This window comes from Pantoea sp. MBD-2R, from assembly GCF_039134845.1.
Lineage (GTDB): Bacteria > Pseudomonadota > Gammaproteobacteria > Enterobacterales > Enterobacteriaceae > Erwinia.
Map to the genome: position 1 here is coordinate 4,340,346 of NZ_CP152417.1, position 17,563 is coordinate 4,357,908.

Sequence of the window (17,563 nt, forward strand, 5' to 3'; positions counted from 1 at the left end):
CTGTTATGATTGCTCTTGGAACACGCACACGCCGTGGGCTGGTCCATGCCAGACAGTTAACAAAATCGGGTTATCATCCCCGGCAAAAGGAGGAATGGCATGCCATTTCCCCGGTGGTAGCTTGATCTCACACACTTCTTCGGTGGCGTTAAGCGTAATCAGCCAGTGCTGCGATAAACGGATTTGCATACGATGCTCACCGTGTCGCCACTCTCTGGCGGTCATCAGTTGTCCGTCCGGGCCAAGCCATTCCACGTTGCCATCGCCCACTTCCCACCAGCGATCCAGTCCCAGGGCCGGAATACGTTTTCGCAGGTGGATAAGTGCGGCGGTAAAAGCGAACAGCCCGCTGTTGTTTTTTTCCCAGTCGAGCCAGGTCAGTTCGTTGTCCTGACAGTAGGCATTGTTGTTGCCGTGCTGGCTGTGGCCATGTTCATCACCTGCCAGCAACATCGGCGTGCCCTGCGACAGCAGCAGCGTAGTCAGTAACGCGTGAACGCTACGCAGGCGCAGCTCCGCAATCAGCAGCGGCGCGTTTAAGCCTTCCACGCCATGGTTATGGCTGAAATTGCTGTTATGACCGTCGCGATTGTCTTCGCCGTTGGCTTCGTTATGTTTTTTGTTAAAGCACACCACGTCGGTCAGGGTAAAACCGTCATGGGCAGTGATCAGGTTGATGGTGGCCGACGGCCGTCGTTCGCCGCGCTGGAAAATATCGCTGGACCCGGCAAAACGCCTGGCAAAATGCCCGTTGGAAATGTCGCCGTGCAGCCAGTAGCGGCGCATAGCGTCACGATACTGGTCGTTCCATTCGGCAAACGGCTCGGGGAAATTTCCCACCTGGTAGCCATCTGGTCCAATATCCCAGGGTTCGGCAATCATCTTGCACTGTGAAAGCAGAGGATCGGCCGCGAGCAGCTCAAAGAACGTCGCGTGCGGATAGTATTCCGGCGTACGACCCAGCACGGTTGCAAGATCGAAGCGAAAACCATCCACATGACAGACTTCAACCCAGTAGCGCAGGCATTCCAGCGTCCAGTTAAGTACGTTGGGATGGCTGATGTTCAGGGTGTTACCGCAGCCGGTCCAGTTCTCATATTTGCCTTTTTCATCCAGCCAGTAGAAGCTTTTGTTGTCTACGCCGCGTTTGCACAGGGTTGGGCCACACTCATCCAGCTCGGCGGTATGGTTAAATACCACGTCCAGAATCACTTCGATGCCCGCCTCGTGCAGCGCTTTAACCGCCTGCTGAAATTCGTCACGTGGATGCAGGCCGTGCATGCCGGAAGCGTAGCGCCCGTCCAGCGCATAGGTGGCCAGCGGGTTATACCCCCAGTAATTCTTCAACCCCAACCGTAACAGGCGTGGCTCATGCGCAAAATACGCCACCGGCAACAGTTCGAGGCTGGTGATGCCTAACCGTTTGAAATAGCTAATCATCACCGGATGACCCAGCGCCGCATAGGTGCCCTGAATCTCTGGCGGGATCCCCGGATGACGTTTAGTCAGGCCACGAACGTGGGCTTCGTAGATAACCGTTGAGCCCCACGGTACACGCGGCGGCTTATCATCTTCCCAGTCAAAATCATCGGCCAGCACCACGCTTTTCGGCGCGATCTCAGCGCTGTCGGTCGTGTCCATAATCTTTTCACCGCACTGGAAGCGCCGATCGTCCGTGACTTCGCCCTGTACTTCTCGCGCGCAGGGATCGACCAGCAGCTTGTAGGGATTGAAGCGATGCCCCGCTTCAGGCTGCCAGGGACCATGGACACGATAGCCGTAGCGCTGCCCGGGTTTAATCGCCGGCAGATAGCCATGCCAGATATCTTCGGTGCGGCCCGGTAACGTCATCCGCGTCTCGCGACCATACTCGTCAAACAGGCATAGCTCTACCCGCTCCGCATGCTGGGAAAACAGCGTAAAGTTTACGCCTTTGCCGTCGTACGACGCCCCGGATGGGGTTGGTTGTCCGGGCTGCATAAGGCTCATGACGCCTCCCTCACCAGCCACACCGTCGCCAGCGGTGGCAGAGTCATGCTGACGGAGTGTTCACGATTATGGCTGGGCAGCGCTTCACTTTTGATTTCGCCCAGATTACCCAGATTGCTGCCGTGATAATGGGCAGAATCGGTATTCAGCACTTCGCGCCAGCTGCCCGGCTGCGTCACGCCAAAGCGATAATGATGGCGAGGTACCGGCGTAAAGTTACTGGCCACGATCAGCTCATTGCCTTCCCGATCGCGCCGCACAAAGACGAATACGGAGTTTTCATAGTCATCAACGACCAGCCATTCAAAGCCCATCGGATCAAAATCCAGCTGATACAGCGGCGGCTGGTCACGATAGGTATGGTTCAGGTCGCGCACCAGACGCTGCACGCCGTTATGCCAGTTGTCTTCGCCTTCCAGCAGATGCCAGTCGAGACTGATATCGTGGTTCCACTCTTTGCCCTGGGCAAATTCATTGCCCATAAACAGCAGTTTTTTACCGGGAAAACCGAACAGCCAGCCATAATAGGCGCGCACATTGGCAAACTTCTGCCAGGCATCGCCAGGCATACGATCCAGAATTGAGCGCTTGCCGTGTACCACTTCATCGTGCGACAGCGGCAGCACAAAATTCTCGGTCGAGTTGTAGAGCATGCCGAAGGTCAGGTTATGGTGATGATGCTTACGGTGCACCGGATCCAGCTTCATATAATCCAGCGTGTCGTGCATCCAGCCCAGGTTCCATTTAAACCAGAACCCCAGGCCGCCGGTCTCTGAAGGACGTGATACGCCCGGGAAGTCGGTGGACTCCTCTGCAACCGTGATGGTGCCGGGCGCGGCATTGCCCAGCGTGCGGTTGGTATAGCGCAGGAACGCAATGGCTTCGAGATTTTCCCGACCGCCGAAATGGTTAGGTATCCATTCCCCTGCTTTGCGGCTGTAATCGCGATAGATCATCGACGCCACGGCATCGACGCGCAGGCCGTCGATGCCGAAGCGCTCTATCCAGTACAGCGCATTGCCTGTCAGGTAGTTACTGACTTCACGACGGCCAAAATTATAAATCAGCGTGTTCCAATCCTGATGAAAGCCTTCGCGCGGGTCGCCATGTTCGTAAAGCTCGGTTCCGTCAAATTTTGCCAGGCCAAAGTCATCGGCCGGGAAATGGCCAGGCACCCAGTCGAGCAGCACGTTCAGGCCAGCCTGATGGGCGACAGCGATAAAGTTGCGGAACTCATCACGCGTACCGAAGCGGCGCGTCGGCGCATACATACCCGTGGGCTGATAGCCCCAGCTGCCGTCAAACGGATGCTCGTTAATCGGCATCAGTTCGAGGTGGGTAAAGCCCATCTCTTTCGCATAGGGCACCAGCTGCTCGGCCAGCTCTTTATAGCTTAACCAGTAGTTGTTATCGGTATGACGTCGCCAGGAACCGAGGTGTACCTCGTAAATGGAAATCGGGGCGTCAAAATCGTTGGCCCGCTGACGCGCTTCTGACATCGTGGTTTTGGGCGGGATGCCGCAAATCATTGAGGCGCTGTCCGGTCGCATTTGCGCTTCAAAAGCGTAAGGGTCGGACTTCAGCCGTAGCAGGCCGTTGGCGTCAATAATTTCATATTTATACAGCTGCCCCGTTACCGCGCCGGGCACAAACAGCTCCCATACGCCGCTTTCCTGGCGCAGACGCATTGGATGGCGGCGGCCATCCCAAAAGTTGAAATCCCCTACGACCGACACACGGCGTGCATTCGGTGCCCACACCGAAAAGCGGGTGCCGATAACGCCATCGATCACTTCGGCGTGCGCCCCCATTGATTCGTAAGGGCGTAAGTGGGTGCCTTCGGCCAGCAGCCAGCTATCCAGTTCGGCCAGCAGCGGACCAAAACGATAGGCGTCGTCAATGAGGTTTTGCTGTCCATGCCAGGTTACGGCTAACTGATAGCGAAAGGGATTCTTCCTGCGCGGAATAATGCCATGGAAAAAACCCCTTGAATCAAAGCATTCCAGTTGAGCACATTTTCGTCCGGTATTGGTTTCAATCACCCAAACTTCTGTGGCATCTGGCAACAGCGCTCGCACTTCAAGACCGTTTTCAGTCTGGTGCATACCAAGGAGCGCAAAAGGGTCTGCATAATGACCGGAAATTAACGCATTAATAAGCCGACGATCCGTAAGCTCAGGCATGTCTCTCTTCCCGTGATAAATGGCAGACGATTCGCTCGATATTGCGATCGAGGAATGCACTGCTCTTCATTGAGCCAAAAACACGCTGACGGGTGGAGCAATCCTGTGCGAAAGAACCGCCGCAGCGTGCGACAACTTCAGTTGGATACTCAAACGCTTTCGATCGGGATTGGAGCCGAATTCCGGGATCCTGCTGATCAGGCGATATGGGTAAGCATAGCTAAGCCGCAAGTAAAGCCAGCACGGAATGAAGAAAAATATGGTTTTCAGATCAAACTTTCATGGTTTAGTGGTCAAATTATTGAACAACATTAGGGAATAACAGAATATTTCAGCAAGAGTTCAGCCCCGGCGGTAAGCGGACAAGCTCTCTGTTGGAGGCGATAAGGCAAAGTAAAAAAGGAAGAGAAACGATCTGTTTCTTACAAAATAAAGGAAATCGATGCTGTGGATTGACGGGCTACAGCTTCACCGCCCCTGCCTGAGCAGAAGCGGTGTAAAGCTAAAACATTAATCTACCAGCAGACGCAGCATACGGCGCAGCGGTTCGGCAGCGCCCCACAGCAGCTGGTCGCCGACGGTGAAGGCAGAAAGATACTCTGGCCCCATATTCAGCTTACGCAGGCGCCCTACCGGCGTTTTCAGCGTACCGGTTACTGCCGCAGGCGTCAGCTCACGCATCGTCAGTTCGCGGTCGTTCGGCACAACGTTGACCCACTCATTGTGTGAAGCCAGCAGCTGTTCGATTTCGTTTAGCGGCACGTCTTTTTTCAGTTTCAGCGTAAAGGCCTGGCTATGGCAGCGCAGCGCACCCACGCGCACGCACAAACCATCAACCGGGATGGTGTTAGCCGTTTGCAGAATCTTGTTGGTTTCCGCCTGGCCTTTCCACTCTTCACGGCTCTGGCCGTTTTCCAGCTGCTTATCGATCCAGGGGATCAGACTGCCCGCCAGCGGTACGCCGAAGTTGTCCGTCGGCAGTACGCCGCTACGGCTCATTTCAGTGACCTTACGTTCAATGTCCAGGATGGCTGAAGCCGGGTTTTGCAGCTCTTTTGCCACGCCATCGTGCAGCATGCCCATTTGTGCCAGCAGCTCACGCATATGGCGAGCACCGCCGCCGGAAGCCGCCTGATAGGTGGCAACGGAAGCCCATTCAACCAGATCGTGAGCAAACAGGCCGCCCAGCGACATCAGCATCAGGCTGACGGTACAGTTCCCGCCAACAAACGTATTAATGCCTTTATTCAGCCCCTGGTGGATGACGTGGTGGTTAACCGGATCGAGGATGATCAGCGCGTCATCCTGCATACGCAGCGTTGATGCCGCATCGATCCAGTAGCCCTTCCAGCCTGCCGCACGCAGTTTAGGGTAGATATCGGAGGTATAATCGCCGCCCTGGCAGGTGATAATGATATCAAGAGCTTTCAGGGCGTCGATATTATAAGCATCCTGCAACACGCCGGAAGCCTGCCCGCCAAACGCCGGAGCGGCCTGCCCGTGCTGAGAGGTAGAGAAAAACACCGGGCGGATTACGTCAAAATCACGCTCTTCCACCATGCGCTGCATCAGCACAGAACCGACCATGCCACGCCAACCAATTAAGCCTACTGATTTCATGTTTCACCTGCTCCAGGGTACTTTGCCTTGCCATCGTGTTTTTCTGGCAGCGCTCGCCGCTTTTACCTGTTTCAACCAGGCTACAATGGCGGCATGCCAGGGAAAGCGAAACGGCGGGCAGTTATGCCTGGCCTGTTAAAGTAAAAGTGATAAGAATTAGATCTGATGAACACCTTACAAAATGCTGCAAAAGTGGCAAGTGAATTAAATCGATTGCCGCCCCTTTTTTAGCAGTGCTGCTTATAACCGACAGTTAATCGCACAACCAGGGAAGCCTGACCATGACTGAAATGATCTCGGCCACAGTATTATTGTTGTTAATTATGGATCCACTGGGCAATCTGCCGATTTTTATGTCGGTTTTAAAGCATCTGGAGCCGAAACGTCGCCGGGTGGTGCTGATCCGCGAAATGCTGATTGCGCTGGTGATCATGCTGCTTTTTCTGTTCGCGGGCGAGAAAATTCTTGCCTTCCTCAACCTGCGTACTGAAACCGTCTCGATTTCCGGTGGGATCATCCTGTTCCTGATCGCGATAAAAATGATTTTTCCGTCACAGGAGAGCAGCAGCAGCGGACTACCCGCCGGAGAAGAACCGTTTCTGGTGCCGTTAGCCATTCCGCTGGTCGCCGGTCCTTCACTGCTGGCCACCTTAATGCTGCTGTCGCATCAGTATCCCGATCAACTTACCCATCTGGTGGGCGCATTGCTGATTGCCTGGGGCGCAACGGTGACCATCCTGCTGCTTTCCGGTCTGTTTCTGCGGCTGCTGGGTGAGAAAGGCGTCAACGCGCTGGAGCGGCTGATGGGGTTGATTTTGATTATGCTGGCGACCCAGATGTTCCTTGATGGGATCCGGGCTTATTTGAAGTTTTAAGCTGTCAGTGAAGAAGATTAAAAGAGAAAGACGGGCAGAGGTCATCTGCCCGTCAGGCTCAAACGCATTAAGACAGCAGCTCAAACGCTACCATGCCGACAAGTGCGCCGGTGGTGCCGAGAATGGTCTCCATCATCGTCCAGGTTTTCAGCGTTTGCCCTTCCGTTGCGCCGGTAAAACGGCCAAACAGCCAGAAGCCCGCATCGTTAACATGACTGAAGATAATCGAGCCGCCCGCGATACAGATAGATAACGCGGCCATCTGCGCGCCTGAATAATGCAGCGGTTCAATAACCGGCATAATCAGGCCAACCGCGGTCAGACAGGCAACCGTGGCCGAACCCTGAATGATGCGCACGGCACCGGCCAGGATAAAGCACGCCAGCGCCACCGGCAGGCCCGCGCCCGTCAGCGCATGACCCAACGCCGGACCCACGCCAGAATCCACCAGCACCTGCTTAAAGACCCCGCCCGCACCGATAACCAGCAGGATAATACCCGCAGGCTGCAATGCGCTGCCGCAAATCTGCATTACGCGCTCTTTATCCATTCCCTGACGGTAGGCCAGACCATAGATAGCCACCAGACAGGCCAGCAGGATGGCAATAAACGGATGGCCAATAAACTCCAGCCACTCGTACAGCGTTGTGCCTTCAGTAGCAAAGCGCGCACCGATGGTTTTCAGCCCAACCAGCACCAGCGGGAAGAGGATCAGCGACAGACTGAAGCCAAAAGACGGCAGTTTGCTCTCCTCAAATTCAGGATGATTGGTTTCTGTCGGCAGGGTAAATTCGACATGGCGGCTGATAAAGTTACCGAACAGCGGACCGGCAATCAGCATGCTTGGGATCGCCGCGCACAGGCCGAGAACGATCATCCAGCCAAAATCGACATGCATCTGCGAAGCCAGCAGCATCGGCGCAGGTCCCGGCAGCAGGAAAGCCGCCGCGGCCGCGACGCCTGCAAACAGGGGGATCACCAGCTTCACCAGATTGTCGCCAGTACGGCGTGCCACGGCAAAAGCAATGCTGATCAGCAGAACCACGGCCACTTCAAAAAACAGCGGCAGTGCGCAGATTAAACCGGCGATGCCCATAGCGTAATGCGCCCGGCTTTCACCAAAAGTTCTCAACATCTTGATGGCAATCTGATCGACCGCACCGGTCTCATGCAGGATTTTGCCGAACATGGCGCCAAGCGCGACCACCACGGCTAAAAACCCCAGCGTACCGCCCATGCCTTTCTGCATGGTGTCAGCAATTTTATCGAGCGGCATGCCGGAGAAAATACCGGCGCCGACAGAAACCAGCATCAGTGCCAGAAAGGCATGCATACGTGCTTTCATAACAAGGAACAGCAGCAGTAATACGGATCCTGCTGCGGTTAATACCAGTGTTGCAGTAGCCATACACCCAACTTATTTTTTTATCGCACCTTCGATGGTGGCGATGGTGGCAGCCACAACCTCATCCAGCGTCTGATTAATATCCACGACTAACACATCGTCCTCGTCACTACCCGGTTCCTGTAACGTTTCGAACTGCGTCACCAACATCTGCGGCTTGAAGAAGTGCCCTTTGCGCGCGCGCAGACGAGACTCGATAGTGTCGAAATCACCCTTCAGGTAAACAAATGACAGGTTATCGTTGCCCTCGCGCAGAATGTCGCGATAGCTCTGCTTCAGCGAGGAGCAGACGATCAGCGAAACCTGGTTGGTTCGCTGCATGGCAAAAGCGGCATCGTTAATCGCTTTCAGCCAGGGTTTACGATCGTCGTCGTTCAGCGGGTGGCCTTCCGCCATTTTGTTGATATTGGCTCGCGGGTGGAGGAAATCGCCATCCAGGAAAGCGGCTTTTAAGTGATAAGCTACCGCGTTAGCAACGGCGGATTTGCCGCTGCCGGATACGCCCATCAGCACGAAAACGTGGTTGGACGGAAGAGATGTAGTCATGATATTCACTCCGGCGGAAGAGGCTTTGATTGTGCCCGTTTCATTGTTAGCGTTACGTTGTTATCGGTAACATTGTCTGGACGCCCATGGAGTATGGCAACAGCTGGCGAGGAAAAAGCTGGTAAATGTGAAGTGGTTCATAAAAATGACAGATTCAGAGTGCGAGTGGCACAAAGGGTCAAATTAGCCGCGTTGTGCGTTATCTCTGAACCCGTCATGCGAGCTCGCTAACGCTAAAAATTCAGATGCTCCCGCCTTCGGAAATCGTAAACCCAACGTCGATCTGCTGCGATCCCGTCTGTTCTCCGCGAATCCTCGCCAACAAAAGCGTGGCGGAAACCTGCCCCATTTTTTCACGCGGCGTCAAGACCGTTGCCAGCGCCGGCGTCACAACCTGCGTAATATCATGACCGTGGAAACCAGCAATCGCGATGTCATCCGGCACCCGCAGTCCCCGACGCTGACACTCAAACATCGCGCCGATGGCAAGGTCATCGTTGGTACAGAACAGGCTGTCGGTGTCGGGATAGCGCTCAAGCGCTAATTGCAGCAGCGTGCCACCCATTGAAAATGACGAGGCTTCTTCCATCATAATGCTGCGTGGTTGCAGGTTCGCTTCACGCATCGCCTGCTCGTAACCCTGATGCTTCAACAGAGTACGCTCATCAAGGCGTGCGCCAAGATAGACCGTTCGCCGATGGCCTTTTTTCAAAATGGCATGGGTCATCTGACGTGCGGCTTCGACGTTATTAAAGCCGACGGCGAGATCCAGACAAGGAGAAACGCAGTCCATCATTTCCAGCACCGGGATACCTGCGGTTTCAATCATGCGCAGGCTGGCAGGCGTATGGGTCCGTTCGGTCAGGATCAGGCCATCAATGTTCCAGCCCAGCAGCGAACGCATCTGCAACTCTTCTTTTTCGGCGCTGTAGCCAAAATGGCCCAGCATGGTTTGATAGCCCGCCGCATCGGTAACGGCTTCGATACCTCGCAGCACATCGGCAAAAACCTGATTGGTCAGTGAGGGCAGCAGCACGCCAATGGCGCGACTGGTCGCATTCGATAAAATATCGGGAGCACGATTGGGAATGTAACCCAGCTCATCCAGCGCGTCAGCGATACGGCTCTGTAGAGCTACAGAGACCTGATCGGGGTTGCGCAGATAGCGGCTGACGGTCATTTTGGTTATGCCCACACGATCGGCAACATCCTGTAAAACCGGCCTTTTCTTCTTCATCGTTTGACAGTGTCATGAGGGGAGATGGGAAGAGTGTAACAAAAATGACGCCTAAACGGTGAAGGGTGCGGAAAACCGCACCCGAAGTCACTTAAACCGGCGGCAGATCAAACAGCAGAATTTCGCTGTCGCTGGCAGCAGTAATATCCAGTTTTGCCTCATCCCAGATGGCAAAAGCATCGCTGGTGCCAGCCTGCTCACCGTTGACAGTCACGTCGCCTTTCACGACCTGAATCCAGATCCGACGGCCTGCGTCCACGTCAACTGCACCCTGCTCGCCCGGTTTCAGCGCCCAGCGAGACAGTGTCATGTCCTGATACACTTTCAGCGATCCGTCACGGGCATCGGGCGACAGCACCAGCTGGCGACCCTGAACGTCATCAAAACGACGCTGATCGTAGCGCGGCGTGATGCCATTTTTTTCTGGAATAATCCAGATCTGATACAGGTGCAGCGGCACTTCTTTACTGGCATTGTATTCCGAGTGACGCACACCGGTACCGGCGCTCATAATCTGGAATTCACCGGCCGGGATCTGCTCTTTGTTTCCCATGCTGTCCTCATGCTCCACCGTACCGGAGAGCACGTAAGTCAGAATTTCCATATCTTTATGGGGATGGGTGCCGAAGCCCTGGCCTGCATCGATCACATCTTCGTTAATCACTCGCAGCGCCGAAAAACCCATAAAGTTGGCGTCGTAGTAGTTAGCGAAGGAGAACGTATGCCAGCTGTCCAGCCAGCCGTGATTAGCATGACCGCGATCTTGTGCTTTGCGTAAGTAAATCATATTCAATCCTCCTCAACGTTTTCACATAGTCTGGACCGGTTCTGAGGGGGAAGATAGCGGAGAAAACTGTCTCCTCTGTTCAAATTATTCGACAGACAAAACGGCAGGAAGAAATCGCAGGCAAAAAAAAAGCCAGCACCCGAGCTGGCTAAAATAATACTGGAAGCAATGTGAGCAATGTCGTGCTTTTTCGTCTGGTCCGTGAAGCCCATGTCGAAAACGCATGACAATAATAATCATTATCATTCTCACTTGTAAAGTTTTTCCTGCCATTTTTTTGCTTGATTTTACAACAAAAGCCCATGATCTTAAGAAGGATTCCCATCAACAGGAGAGTAAAGATGAGTGAAATAGTGATACGTCATGCCGTCCCGGAAGATGCCGCTGCCATGCACCGGATCCTTAGCCAGCCGGAAACCTATGCCGATACGCTACAAATCCCTCATCCCTCTCTCCCGCTCCTCCAGGAACGTTTTGCGAACGTGTCTGCGGGCAGGCAGCGGCTGGTTGCCTGTATTGAAGGAGAAATGGTAGGCGAAATGTACCTGGAGGTCAGCGATCGCGCACGCCGCCGCCATACCGCCACGTTTGGTCTGTGCGTAGACTGCAACTATCGCGGCCGCGGCGTTGCTTCTGCATTGATGCAGGAGATGATTAACCTTTGCGATAACTGGCTAAGCGTCGAACGCATTGAGCTAACGGTTTTTGCCGACAACGAGCGCGCAATCCGGCTCTATCAACGTTTTGGTTTTGAAACCGAAGGCCTGGCAAAAGGGTTTGCAACACGTAACGGCAGGAAAGTTGATGCGCTGTATATGGCGCGACTGAGAGCAACGCAGATTGATAGCGTCGGAAATAATCCATTCCCTGCAGGATCGGGAGTTTGTACCGGCGGCTACTAACGCTAAATATCAATCATAGCCTAAGGCATTCCTGATAAAAGGAATGCCTTTTAGTCACGACTTAATTTAGCGCTGTCGTCGTACTAATACCCTGCCGTCAGATCGTCAATCGAACGCGGATCTGAAGCGCCATACAGCATGCCGTCCGGGCCAATCATAATACTCTGCGTGCTGCCCATAGCTGGCAGAACCTTCACATGCTGACCTTTTGCTTCCAGCCGTTGCAACGTGTCCGGACTGAAGCCTTTCTCCACGCGAAGCTGATCCGGTAGCCACTGGTGATGGAAACGCGGTGCATTGGTCGCTTCGGCGACGTTCATCCCGAAATCAATGCTGTTAACCACCATTTGCAGCACGGTAGTAATAATTCGGCTGCCGCCGGGACTGCCCGTCACCAGCCAGGTTTTGCCATCCTTCGCCACGATGGTCGGTGACATAGAGGAAAGCGGACGCTTATAAGGCTGCACCGCATTCGCTTCGCCGCCGACCAGACCGTAAATATTTGGCGTACCGGGCTTGGCGGAGAAATCGTCCATCTCGTTATTCATCAGGATGCCGCTGTTGCCGGCCACAATACCGCTGCCAAAATAGGTGTTCAGCGTGTAGGTGACAGCCACCGCGTTGCCCTGCTTATCCACCACCGAGAAATGCGTGGTCTGGTTGCTTTCATAAGGCTCCAGCTTGCCCGGCTTAATTTCGCTGGAAGGGCGTGCTTTATTGACGTCGATCTGCTGCGCCAGCGTTTTGGCGTAGGCTTTGCTGGTCAGCGCCTGCGACGGCACCTTCACAAAATCCGGATCGCCGAGATATTCAGAACGGTCGGCATAGGCATATTTTTCCGCTTCCGCCATCACCTGCATCGCGTCCGCGCTGCCGAAACCCATTTTAGCCAGATCGAAGTTTTCCAGGATATTAAGGATTTCCACAATGTGGATCCCGCCGGAGGAGGGCGGCGGCATGGAAAAGACTTCATAGCCGCGATAGGTTCCGCTAACGGGTTTACGCTCTACGGCTTTGTAATTCGCCAGATCCGCTTTATCGATCAGACCACCGTTTGCCGCCATCTCTTGCGCAATTTGATCGGCGATTTCCCCTTTGTAAAACGCATCCGGCCCCTGTCTGGCGATTAAGCTCAGGCTGTGCGCCAGATTACGCTGTACCAGCTTTTCGCCCCGGGCATAGGGCGCGCCATCCTGCTTATAGAAAATGGCCTTGCTGTTGGGATGATTGACCAACACTTCCTTGCCGTAAACGTTCAGATCGTCGGCCAGCGCTTCGTTAACCACAAACCCTTTCTCTGCCAGTTTCTGCGCGGGAGCGATCAGCTGGCCAGGCGGCATTGTGCCGTATTCTTTGTTAGCCAGCGCAAAACCGGCCACGGTGCCGGGCACGCCGGAAGCCAGATGAGAAGTCAGCGATTTTTTGCTGTCGGCATTGCCTGCGGCATCCAGAAACATATTGCGGCTGGCTCTGGTTGGGGCCATCTCACGGAAATCGATGGCGGTAGTGCGCCCGGAAGCGGTGCGGATCATCATAAAGCCGCCGCCGCCCAGATTGCCGGCTTGCGGATGTGTCACCGCCAGCGCGTAGCCGACGGCAATCGCCGCATCGACCGCGTTACCGCCCTGCTTGAGAATGTCGACACCAACCTGAGTGGCCAGCGCATCAACGGAAGAAACCATGCCATGCTGCTCTTTTACCGGATGAAAAGTATCCGCTCCTACGCCATACGAAATCGGTGGCGCAGTGGGTGCTGCGGTGGCTCCCTGCCATAAAAGCAGCCCTGCCATCAGCGACCCTGCAAACCGCCCTATCCTGACCTGTCCAGCCATGTTCACCTCTTATTAATATTATTTACGTTTGTTTACCGCATCTAACTATGTACGAAATAAGACAAAAGGCGAGATGTTAAGCAAATTTCAGATTACTGATAAAGCCGGACAGGTGGCGCTGGCATACACTTATGTCACAGCAACATGGAGGATAATTTATGAAATGGTTACTCGTTTGTGCCGTACTGGTGCCGCTGAGCGGCATGGCAAAGATGTTGAATAATAACGATGCAAACCAGCCGGGTTATAATCCGAGCACGCAACGGATGCAGCAGCAAATGCAGACGCAACAAACCCAGCAGAAACTGCAACTGCAACAACAGCAGCAACAGCAGAGCCAGGATTTACAGCGTAAAGTTCAGGAGCAGCGCAACAGCGCCTCAACGCGCGTATTGCAATCGCAGCCCGGCAGCAACAACACGCCACCGGTCCAGCAAAACAATAATTAATCAAACGGCCTGCGGCGCTTCCCGGCTACCGCAGGCCGCTTTTTCGTTATCCACGTCAGCTAAAATCAGGGCCAATAATATCGATACGATCGGTACAGATCGCATCAACGCCCCACGCCAGCAGTTCCCTTGCCCGCGCCGGGCTGTTTACCGTATAAACCAGAATCCGCAATCCGGCTGCTTTCAGCTGGCTGATCCGCTCTTGATTCAATACCTTATGATTAAAATGCACCGACACGCAGGCAAGCCGATCGGTCATCTGCTGCCAGTCGTCATGCCATTCGTGCAGTAACAGGCCGCGCGGCAATTCAGGGGCGGCCTGCATCGCCGCTTCCAGCGCGATAACAGAGAACGATGACAGCAACGGCGCAGGCTGGTTTTGCCAAAGTTCCCGGGCGGCCAGCGCCACAACGCGGCCCGTTTCCGCTTCAAGCCCGGTAGTTGGCTTGATCTCAATGTTCGCCATCAGCGAATAGCCAGCACAGCGCTGGGCCACCTGTGACAGCAGCGGCAGTCGCTCACCGGCAAAATCGTTACCGAACCAGCCGCCTGCATCCAGCTGCAACAGTTTTTCCCAGGGCAGCAGACCAGCAATCCCCCAGCCATTACTGGTCCTGTCCAGCGTATCGTCGTGCAGCAGGAAGATTTCGCCATCGCTGGAGAGCTTCACGTCAAACTCAATCATTTTATGGCCCAGTTCCGCGCCGGTATCGATACCAGCAAGCGTATTTTCTGGTGCCAGTTTGCCGCCGCCGCGATGCGCGACGATGGCGGGATAAGGCCAGGCGTTATCAGTCATTCGAGCCGTTGTCCGTTATGGGTGTCAAAAAAGTGTAGCGAGTCCGGGGGGAAATGCAGCCACAGCGTGCTGCCAATCGCCGGTCGTTCGACATGCGGCAGGCGCACCACCACGCCGCTGTTGCCCCACTTGCCGTGAGCCAGGTTGTCCGCACCCAGCATCTCCAGCGTGTCGACCACCAGCGGCAGTGCGCCAGGCTGGGCAGAAAGCGTAATATGCTCCGGGCGGATGCCAAGCGTCAATGCTCGCCCGGCCCAGTGCGGTTTGGCCTGAGGCAATGGAAGCGTGAAGCGATCCGTCAGTGCAAGACGCGTCCCGTCACTATTCAGCTCGCCTTCCAGCAAATTCATGGCGGGCGCGCCGATAAAACTGGCAACAAAACGCGTGGCGGGCCGCTCATAAATGTCAACAGGCGTGCCTAACTGTTCCAGCATACCCTTATTCATCACCATTACGCGTTGCGCCAGCGTCATCGCTTCGACCTGGTCATGCGTCACATACAGGCTGGTGGTTTTCAGGCGGCGATGGAGCTGCTGCAATTCAAGGCGCATCTGTACGCGTAGTCGCGCATCAAGGTTGGAAAGCGGCTCGTCAAACAGAAAAACGGCGGGCTCCCGCACAATCGCGCGTCCCATTGCTACTCGCTGGCGTTGCCCACCAGAAAGCTCACGCGGGCGGCGATGCAGCAACGCTTCCAGCTCAAGGCTTTTTGCCGCTTCCTGAACCCGCTGGCGGATATGCGCTTTTCCCATACCGCGAATTTTAAGGCCATAGGCCATATTCTGCTCTACGCTCATGTGTGGATAGAGCGCGTAATTTTGAAAGACCATCGCGATGCCGCGATCTTTCGGTTCCAGATCGGTCACACGCTGGCTATCGATATAAATATCGCCGCCGCTGACCTGCTCCAGCCCGGCAACCATCCGCAACAGCGTGGATTTCCCGCAGCCCGACGGCCCGACCATCACCATAAATTCGCCATCGTGAATATCGACATCCAGTGGCGCAATGATCTGGTTTTTGCCGTCATAGGATTTACTCACCGCCTGAAATTTTACGCCTGCCATTTTATTTCTCGCTCTCTACCAGCCCGCGAACAAAGGCGCGCTGCATAATTAAAACGATGGCCACCGGCGGCAGCATGGTCAGCAGCATGGCCGTCATAACCAGATTCCACTGCGTGGAGCCGTCACCGTTGCCAATCATGCTGCGAATGCCTGCCACAGCGGTGCCCAGCCCGGTATCGTTGATGATTAACAGCGGCCATAAATACTGATTCCAGCCGTAGATAAAGGTGATCACAAACAGCGCGGCCAGATTGGTTTTCGACAGCGGCAGCACGATATCCCGAAAGAAACGCACCGGCCCGGCGCCATCGATACGTGCCGCTTCGATCAGCTCATCGGGTAGCGTCATAAAAAACTGGCGAAACAGGAAGGTGGCGGTGGCGGAAGCCATCAGCGGCAGCGTCAGGCCACTGTAGCTGTCGGTCATATTCAGCGTGGAAATCACCTCAACGGTCGGGAAAATACGCACTTCAACCGGCAGCATCAGGGTGATAAAAATCAGCCAGAAGCAGAGTCCACGCAGCGGAAAACGAAACCACACCAGCGCGAAAGCCGACAGGATCGACACCGAGATTTTTCCAACCGTAATGCTCAGCGCCATGATCAAACTGTTCAGCAGCATCACGCCAAAAGGTGCGCTGTTCTGCGCCACCCCGTGTTGCCAGATGGTGGCAATATTGTCCCACAGTGAATGGCCGGGGATCAGCGTCATGGGAGCCTGAAACACTTCACTGTTATTCAGCGTGGCGGCCACAAAAGCGACATAAAGCGGAAACAGTACCGTCAAAATGCCTAAACCCAGCATGATATGACTGAAAATATCCAGCCCGCGTCGGTTCTCGATCATTGGTAGCGCACCCTTTTTTCGACGTAGCGAAACTGAATCACCGTCAGGATAATGACCAGCACCATCAGCACCACTGACTGTGCCGAGGAAGATGAGAGATCCAGACCGGCAAAGCCTTCACGGTAAATTTTATAAATTAGCGTGGTGGTGGATTGCACCGGCCCGCCGCCCGTTGCCGCATCGATAACCGGGAAGGTATCGAAGAAGGCATATACCAGGTTAACAACCATAAGGAAGAAGCCGACAGGGGTAATCAGCGGCAGCGACAGCTGGAAAAAACGTCGCACCGGACCTGCGCCGTCGATTGCGGCGGCTTCGGTCAGCGATTTAGGAATCGATTGCAGTGCGGCGAAGAAAAACAAAAAGTTATAGCTCATCTGTTGCCAAATGGACGCGATCACCACCAGCACCATTGCCTGCCCGCTGTTTTGCGCATGGTTCCAGCTGTAGCCGATCCAGCCAAGGAAATGGGTAATCAAACCCAGGCCGGGACTAAACAAAAACATCCACAGTACGGCAGCCACCGCGGGTGCTACGGCATAAGGCAGTAAAAACAGCGTTTGATAAAAGCGCTTCAGCCGCAGCACATAATCGACCAGCGCGGCAAAAAAAAGTGAGACCACCAGGCCGATTACCGTAACCAGCCCGCTAAAAATCAGCGTGGTCCAGAAGGAATCAAGATAATACTCATCACCCACCAGCCGCCTGAAGTTTTCCAGCCCGACAAAGGTGCTGGAGAGGCCGAAGGGATCGACGCTCTGCACCGAGTACCACAAGGCTTCGCCTGCTGGCCAGAGGAAAAAGACCGCGGTAATCAGCAATTGCGGCAGTAGCAGTACATAAGGCAGCCAACGCGAGCGGAAAACGGGACGTGAAGAAGACATAAAATCGCTTTGAACCTGCAAAAAGTTTGAGGGGGTGAAAAGCGGGACAGTAACAACGGCCCCGCCTGACGGCTCTCTTTCAGACTGCTGACAAACCCGAAGCGAAGGGAGCATATGCCCGGCGCAAAGCAGCACGGGCCA

Annotated in this window: 16 protein-coding genes; 4 read left to right on the forward strand and 12 right to left on the reverse strand. The window is 54.7% G+C overall.

Annotated elements, in window-relative coordinates; translation table 11 throughout:
• Positions 1-3: 3 nt before the first annotated feature.
• Together glgX and glgB are read right to left on the reverse strand one after the other, a co-directional pair.
• A complete protein-coding gene (gene glgX, locus AAGQ96_RS20020) occupies positions 4-1,989 on the reverse strand; it encodes a glycogen debranching protein GlgX (RefSeq protein ID WP_342754402.1) in 1,986 nt (661 codons plus the stop codon).
• Positions 1,986-4,172, reverse strand: coding sequence for a 1,4-alpha-glucan branching enzyme (gene glgB, locus AAGQ96_RS20025; protein WP_147200157.1), 2,187 nt, complete (start codon positions 4,170-4,172; stop codon positions 1,986-1,988). Before glgB ends, glgX begins: the two co-directional genes overlap by 4 nt.
• 105 nt (positions 4,173-4,277) lie before the next feature.
• Here glgB and AAGQ96_RS20030 point away from each other — a divergent pair, with 105 nt between their 5' ends.
• Entirely contained in the window at positions 4,278-4,487 is a 210-nt protein-coding gene (locus AAGQ96_RS20030) for a hypothetical protein (RefSeq protein ID WP_147200158.1), read from the forward strand.
• Positions 4,488-4,682: 195 nt separating this feature from the next.
• Here AAGQ96_RS20030 and asd read toward each other — a convergent pair whose 3' ends face one another.
• Complete coding sequence (asd, locus tag AAGQ96_RS20035) at positions 4,683-5,792, reverse strand: aspartate-semialdehyde dehydrogenase (protein WP_147200159.1); 1,110 nt, start codon at positions 5,790-5,792, stop codon at positions 4,683-4,685.
• Between the two features lie 281 nt (positions 5,793-6,073).
• On the opposite strand from asd, the gene AAGQ96_RS20040 reads away from it, so the two are divergent.
• Entirely contained in the window at positions 6,074-6,667 is a 594-nt protein-coding gene (locus tag AAGQ96_RS20040) for a YhgN family NAAT transporter (protein ID WP_147200160.1), read from the forward strand.
• A gap of 67 nt (positions 6,668-6,734) precedes the next feature.
• Here the strand turns inward: AAGQ96_RS20040 and gntU are convergent, their stop codons facing one another.
• From gntU to AAGQ96_RS20060, 4 genes are all read right to left on the reverse strand, one after another.
• Positions 6,735-8,075, reverse strand: a complete 1,341-nt coding sequence (gntU, locus tag AAGQ96_RS20045; protein WP_342754403.1) for a gluconate transporter — start codon at positions 8,073-8,075, stop codon at positions 6,735-6,737.
• Positions 8,076-8,084: 9 nt separating this feature from the next.
• Positions 8,085-8,618 (reverse strand): gluconokinase, encoded by a 534-nt coding sequence (gene gntK / locus AAGQ96_RS20050; protein ID WP_147200162.1) that lies wholly within the window; start codon positions 8,616-8,618, stop codon positions 8,085-8,087.
• 241 nt (positions 8,619-8,859) lie between these two features.
• On the reverse strand, positions 8,860-9,855 hold the full coding sequence (gene gntR, locus AAGQ96_RS20055; protein WP_147200163.1) for a gluconate operon transcriptional repressor GntR: 996 nt from the start codon (positions 9,853-9,855) through the stop codon (positions 8,860-8,862).
• A gap of 91 nt (positions 9,856-9,946) precedes the next feature.
• Entirely contained in the window at positions 9,947-10,642 is a 696-nt protein-coding gene (locus AAGQ96_RS20060; protein WP_147200164.1) for a pirin family protein, read from the reverse strand.
• Between the two features lie 341 nt (positions 10,643-10,983).
• Between AAGQ96_RS20060 and AAGQ96_RS20065 the strand changes: the two genes are divergently transcribed.
• On the forward strand, positions 10,984-11,544 hold the full coding sequence (locus AAGQ96_RS20065; protein WP_342754404.1) for a GNAT family N-acetyltransferase: 561 nt from the start codon (positions 10,984-10,986) through the stop codon (positions 11,542-11,544).
• An 83-nt stretch (positions 11,545-11,627) separates the two neighbouring features.
• Here the strand turns inward: AAGQ96_RS20065 and ggt are convergent, their stop codons facing one another.
• Positions 11,628-13,334, reverse strand: a complete 1,707-nt coding sequence (ggt, locus tag AAGQ96_RS20070; RefSeq protein WP_342754405.1) for a gamma-glutamyltransferase — start codon at positions 13,332-13,334, stop codon at positions 11,628-11,630.
• 200 nt (positions 13,335-13,534) lie between these two features.
• Between ggt and AAGQ96_RS20075 the strand changes: the two genes are divergently transcribed.
• A complete protein-coding gene (locus AAGQ96_RS20075; protein ID WP_342754406.1) occupies positions 13,535-13,825 on the forward strand; it encodes a DUF2756 domain-containing protein in 291 nt (96 codons plus the stop codon).
• Positions 13,826-13,880: 55 nt separating this feature from the next.
• Here the strand turns inward: AAGQ96_RS20075 and ugpQ are convergent, their stop codons facing one another.
• The 4 genes from ugpQ to ugpA are packed head-to-tail and all read right to left on the reverse strand — an operon-like array spanning position 13,881 to position 17,422.
• Positions 13,881-14,624, reverse strand: a complete 744-nt coding sequence (gene ugpQ, locus AAGQ96_RS20080) for a glycerophosphodiester phosphodiesterase (RefSeq protein WP_342754407.1) — start codon at positions 14,622-14,624, stop codon at positions 13,881-13,883.
• On the reverse strand, positions 14,621-15,691 hold the full coding sequence (locus tag AAGQ96_RS20085; RefSeq protein ID WP_147200169.1) for a sn-glycerol-3-phosphate import ATP-binding protein UgpC: 1,071 nt from the start codon (positions 15,689-15,691) through the stop codon (positions 14,621-14,623). Before AAGQ96_RS20085 ends, ugpQ begins: the two co-directional genes overlap by 4 nt.
• Before the next feature lies 1 nt (position 15,692).
• Entirely contained in the window at positions 15,693-16,538 is an 846-nt protein-coding gene (gene ugpE, locus AAGQ96_RS20090; RefSeq protein ID WP_147200170.1) for a sn-glycerol-3-phosphate ABC transporter permease UgpE, read from the reverse strand.
• On the reverse strand, positions 16,535-17,422 hold the full coding sequence (ugpA, locus tag AAGQ96_RS20095; RefSeq protein WP_147200171.1) for a sn-glycerol-3-phosphate ABC transporter permease UgpA: 888 nt from the start codon (positions 17,420-17,422) through the stop codon (positions 16,535-16,537). The genes ugpE and ugpA overlap by 4 nt, the downstream gene beginning before the upstream one ends.
• Positions 17,423-17,563 lie beyond the last annotated feature (141 nt).

What these genes read in the sequence shown, in the direction of transcription:
- glgX (WP_342754402.1), bottom strand. Translation starts at nt 1,989, where the DNA reads ATGAGCCTTATGCAGCCCGGACAACCAACCCCATCCGGGGCGTCGTAC.
- glgB (WP_147200157.1), bottom strand. Translation starts at nt 4,172, where the DNA reads ATGCCTGAGCTTACGGATCGTCGGCTTATTAATGCGTTAATTTCCGGT.
- asd (WP_147200159.1), bottom strand. Translation starts at nt 5,792, where the DNA reads ATGAAATCAGTAGGCTTAATTGGTTGGCGTGGCATGGTCGGTTCTGTG.
- AAGQ96_RS20040 (WP_147200160.1), top strand. Translation starts at nt 6,074, where the DNA reads ATGACTGAAATGATCTCGGCCACAGTATTATTGTTGTTAATTATGGAT.
- gntU (WP_342754403.1), bottom strand. Translation starts at nt 8,075, where the DNA reads ATGGCTACTGCAACACTGGTATTAACCGCAGCAGGATCCGTATTACTG.
- gntK (WP_147200162.1), bottom strand. Translation starts at nt 8,618, where the DNA reads ATGACTACATCTCTTCCGTCCAACCACGTTTTCGTGCTGATGGGCGTA.
- gntR (WP_147200163.1), bottom strand. Translation starts at nt 9,855, where the DNA reads ATGAAGAAGAAAAGGCCGGTTTTACAGGATGTTGCCGATCGTGTGGGC.
- AAGQ96_RS20060 (WP_147200164.1), bottom strand. Translation starts at nt 10,642, where the DNA reads ATGATTTACTTACGCAAAGCACAAGATCGCGGTCATGCTAATCACGGC.
- AAGQ96_RS20065 (WP_342754404.1), top strand. Translation starts at nt 10,984, where the DNA reads ATGAGTGAAATAGTGATACGTCATGCCGTCCCGGAAGATGCCGCTGCC.
- ggt (WP_342754405.1), bottom strand. Translation starts at nt 13,334, where the DNA reads ATGGCAGGGCTGCTTTTATGGCAGGGAGCCACCGCAGCACCCACTGCG.
- AAGQ96_RS20075 (WP_342754406.1), top strand. Translation starts at nt 13,535, where the DNA reads ATGAAATGGTTACTCGTTTGTGCCGTACTGGTGCCGCTGAGCGGCATG.
- ugpQ (WP_342754407.1), bottom strand. Translation starts at nt 14,624, where the DNA reads ATGACTGATAACGCCTGGCCTTATCCCGCCATCGTCGCGCATCGCGGC.
- AAGQ96_RS20085 (WP_147200169.1), bottom strand. Translation starts at nt 15,691, where the DNA reads ATGGCAGGCGTAAAATTTCAGGCGGTGAGTAAATCCTATGACGGCAAA.
- ugpE (WP_147200170.1), bottom strand. Translation starts at nt 16,538, where the DNA reads ATGATCGAGAACCGACGCGGGCTGGATATTTTCAGTCATATCATGCTG.
- ugpA (WP_147200171.1), bottom strand. Translation starts at nt 17,422, where the DNA reads ATGTCTTCTTCACGTCCCGTTTTCCGCTCGCGTTGGCTGCCTTATGTA.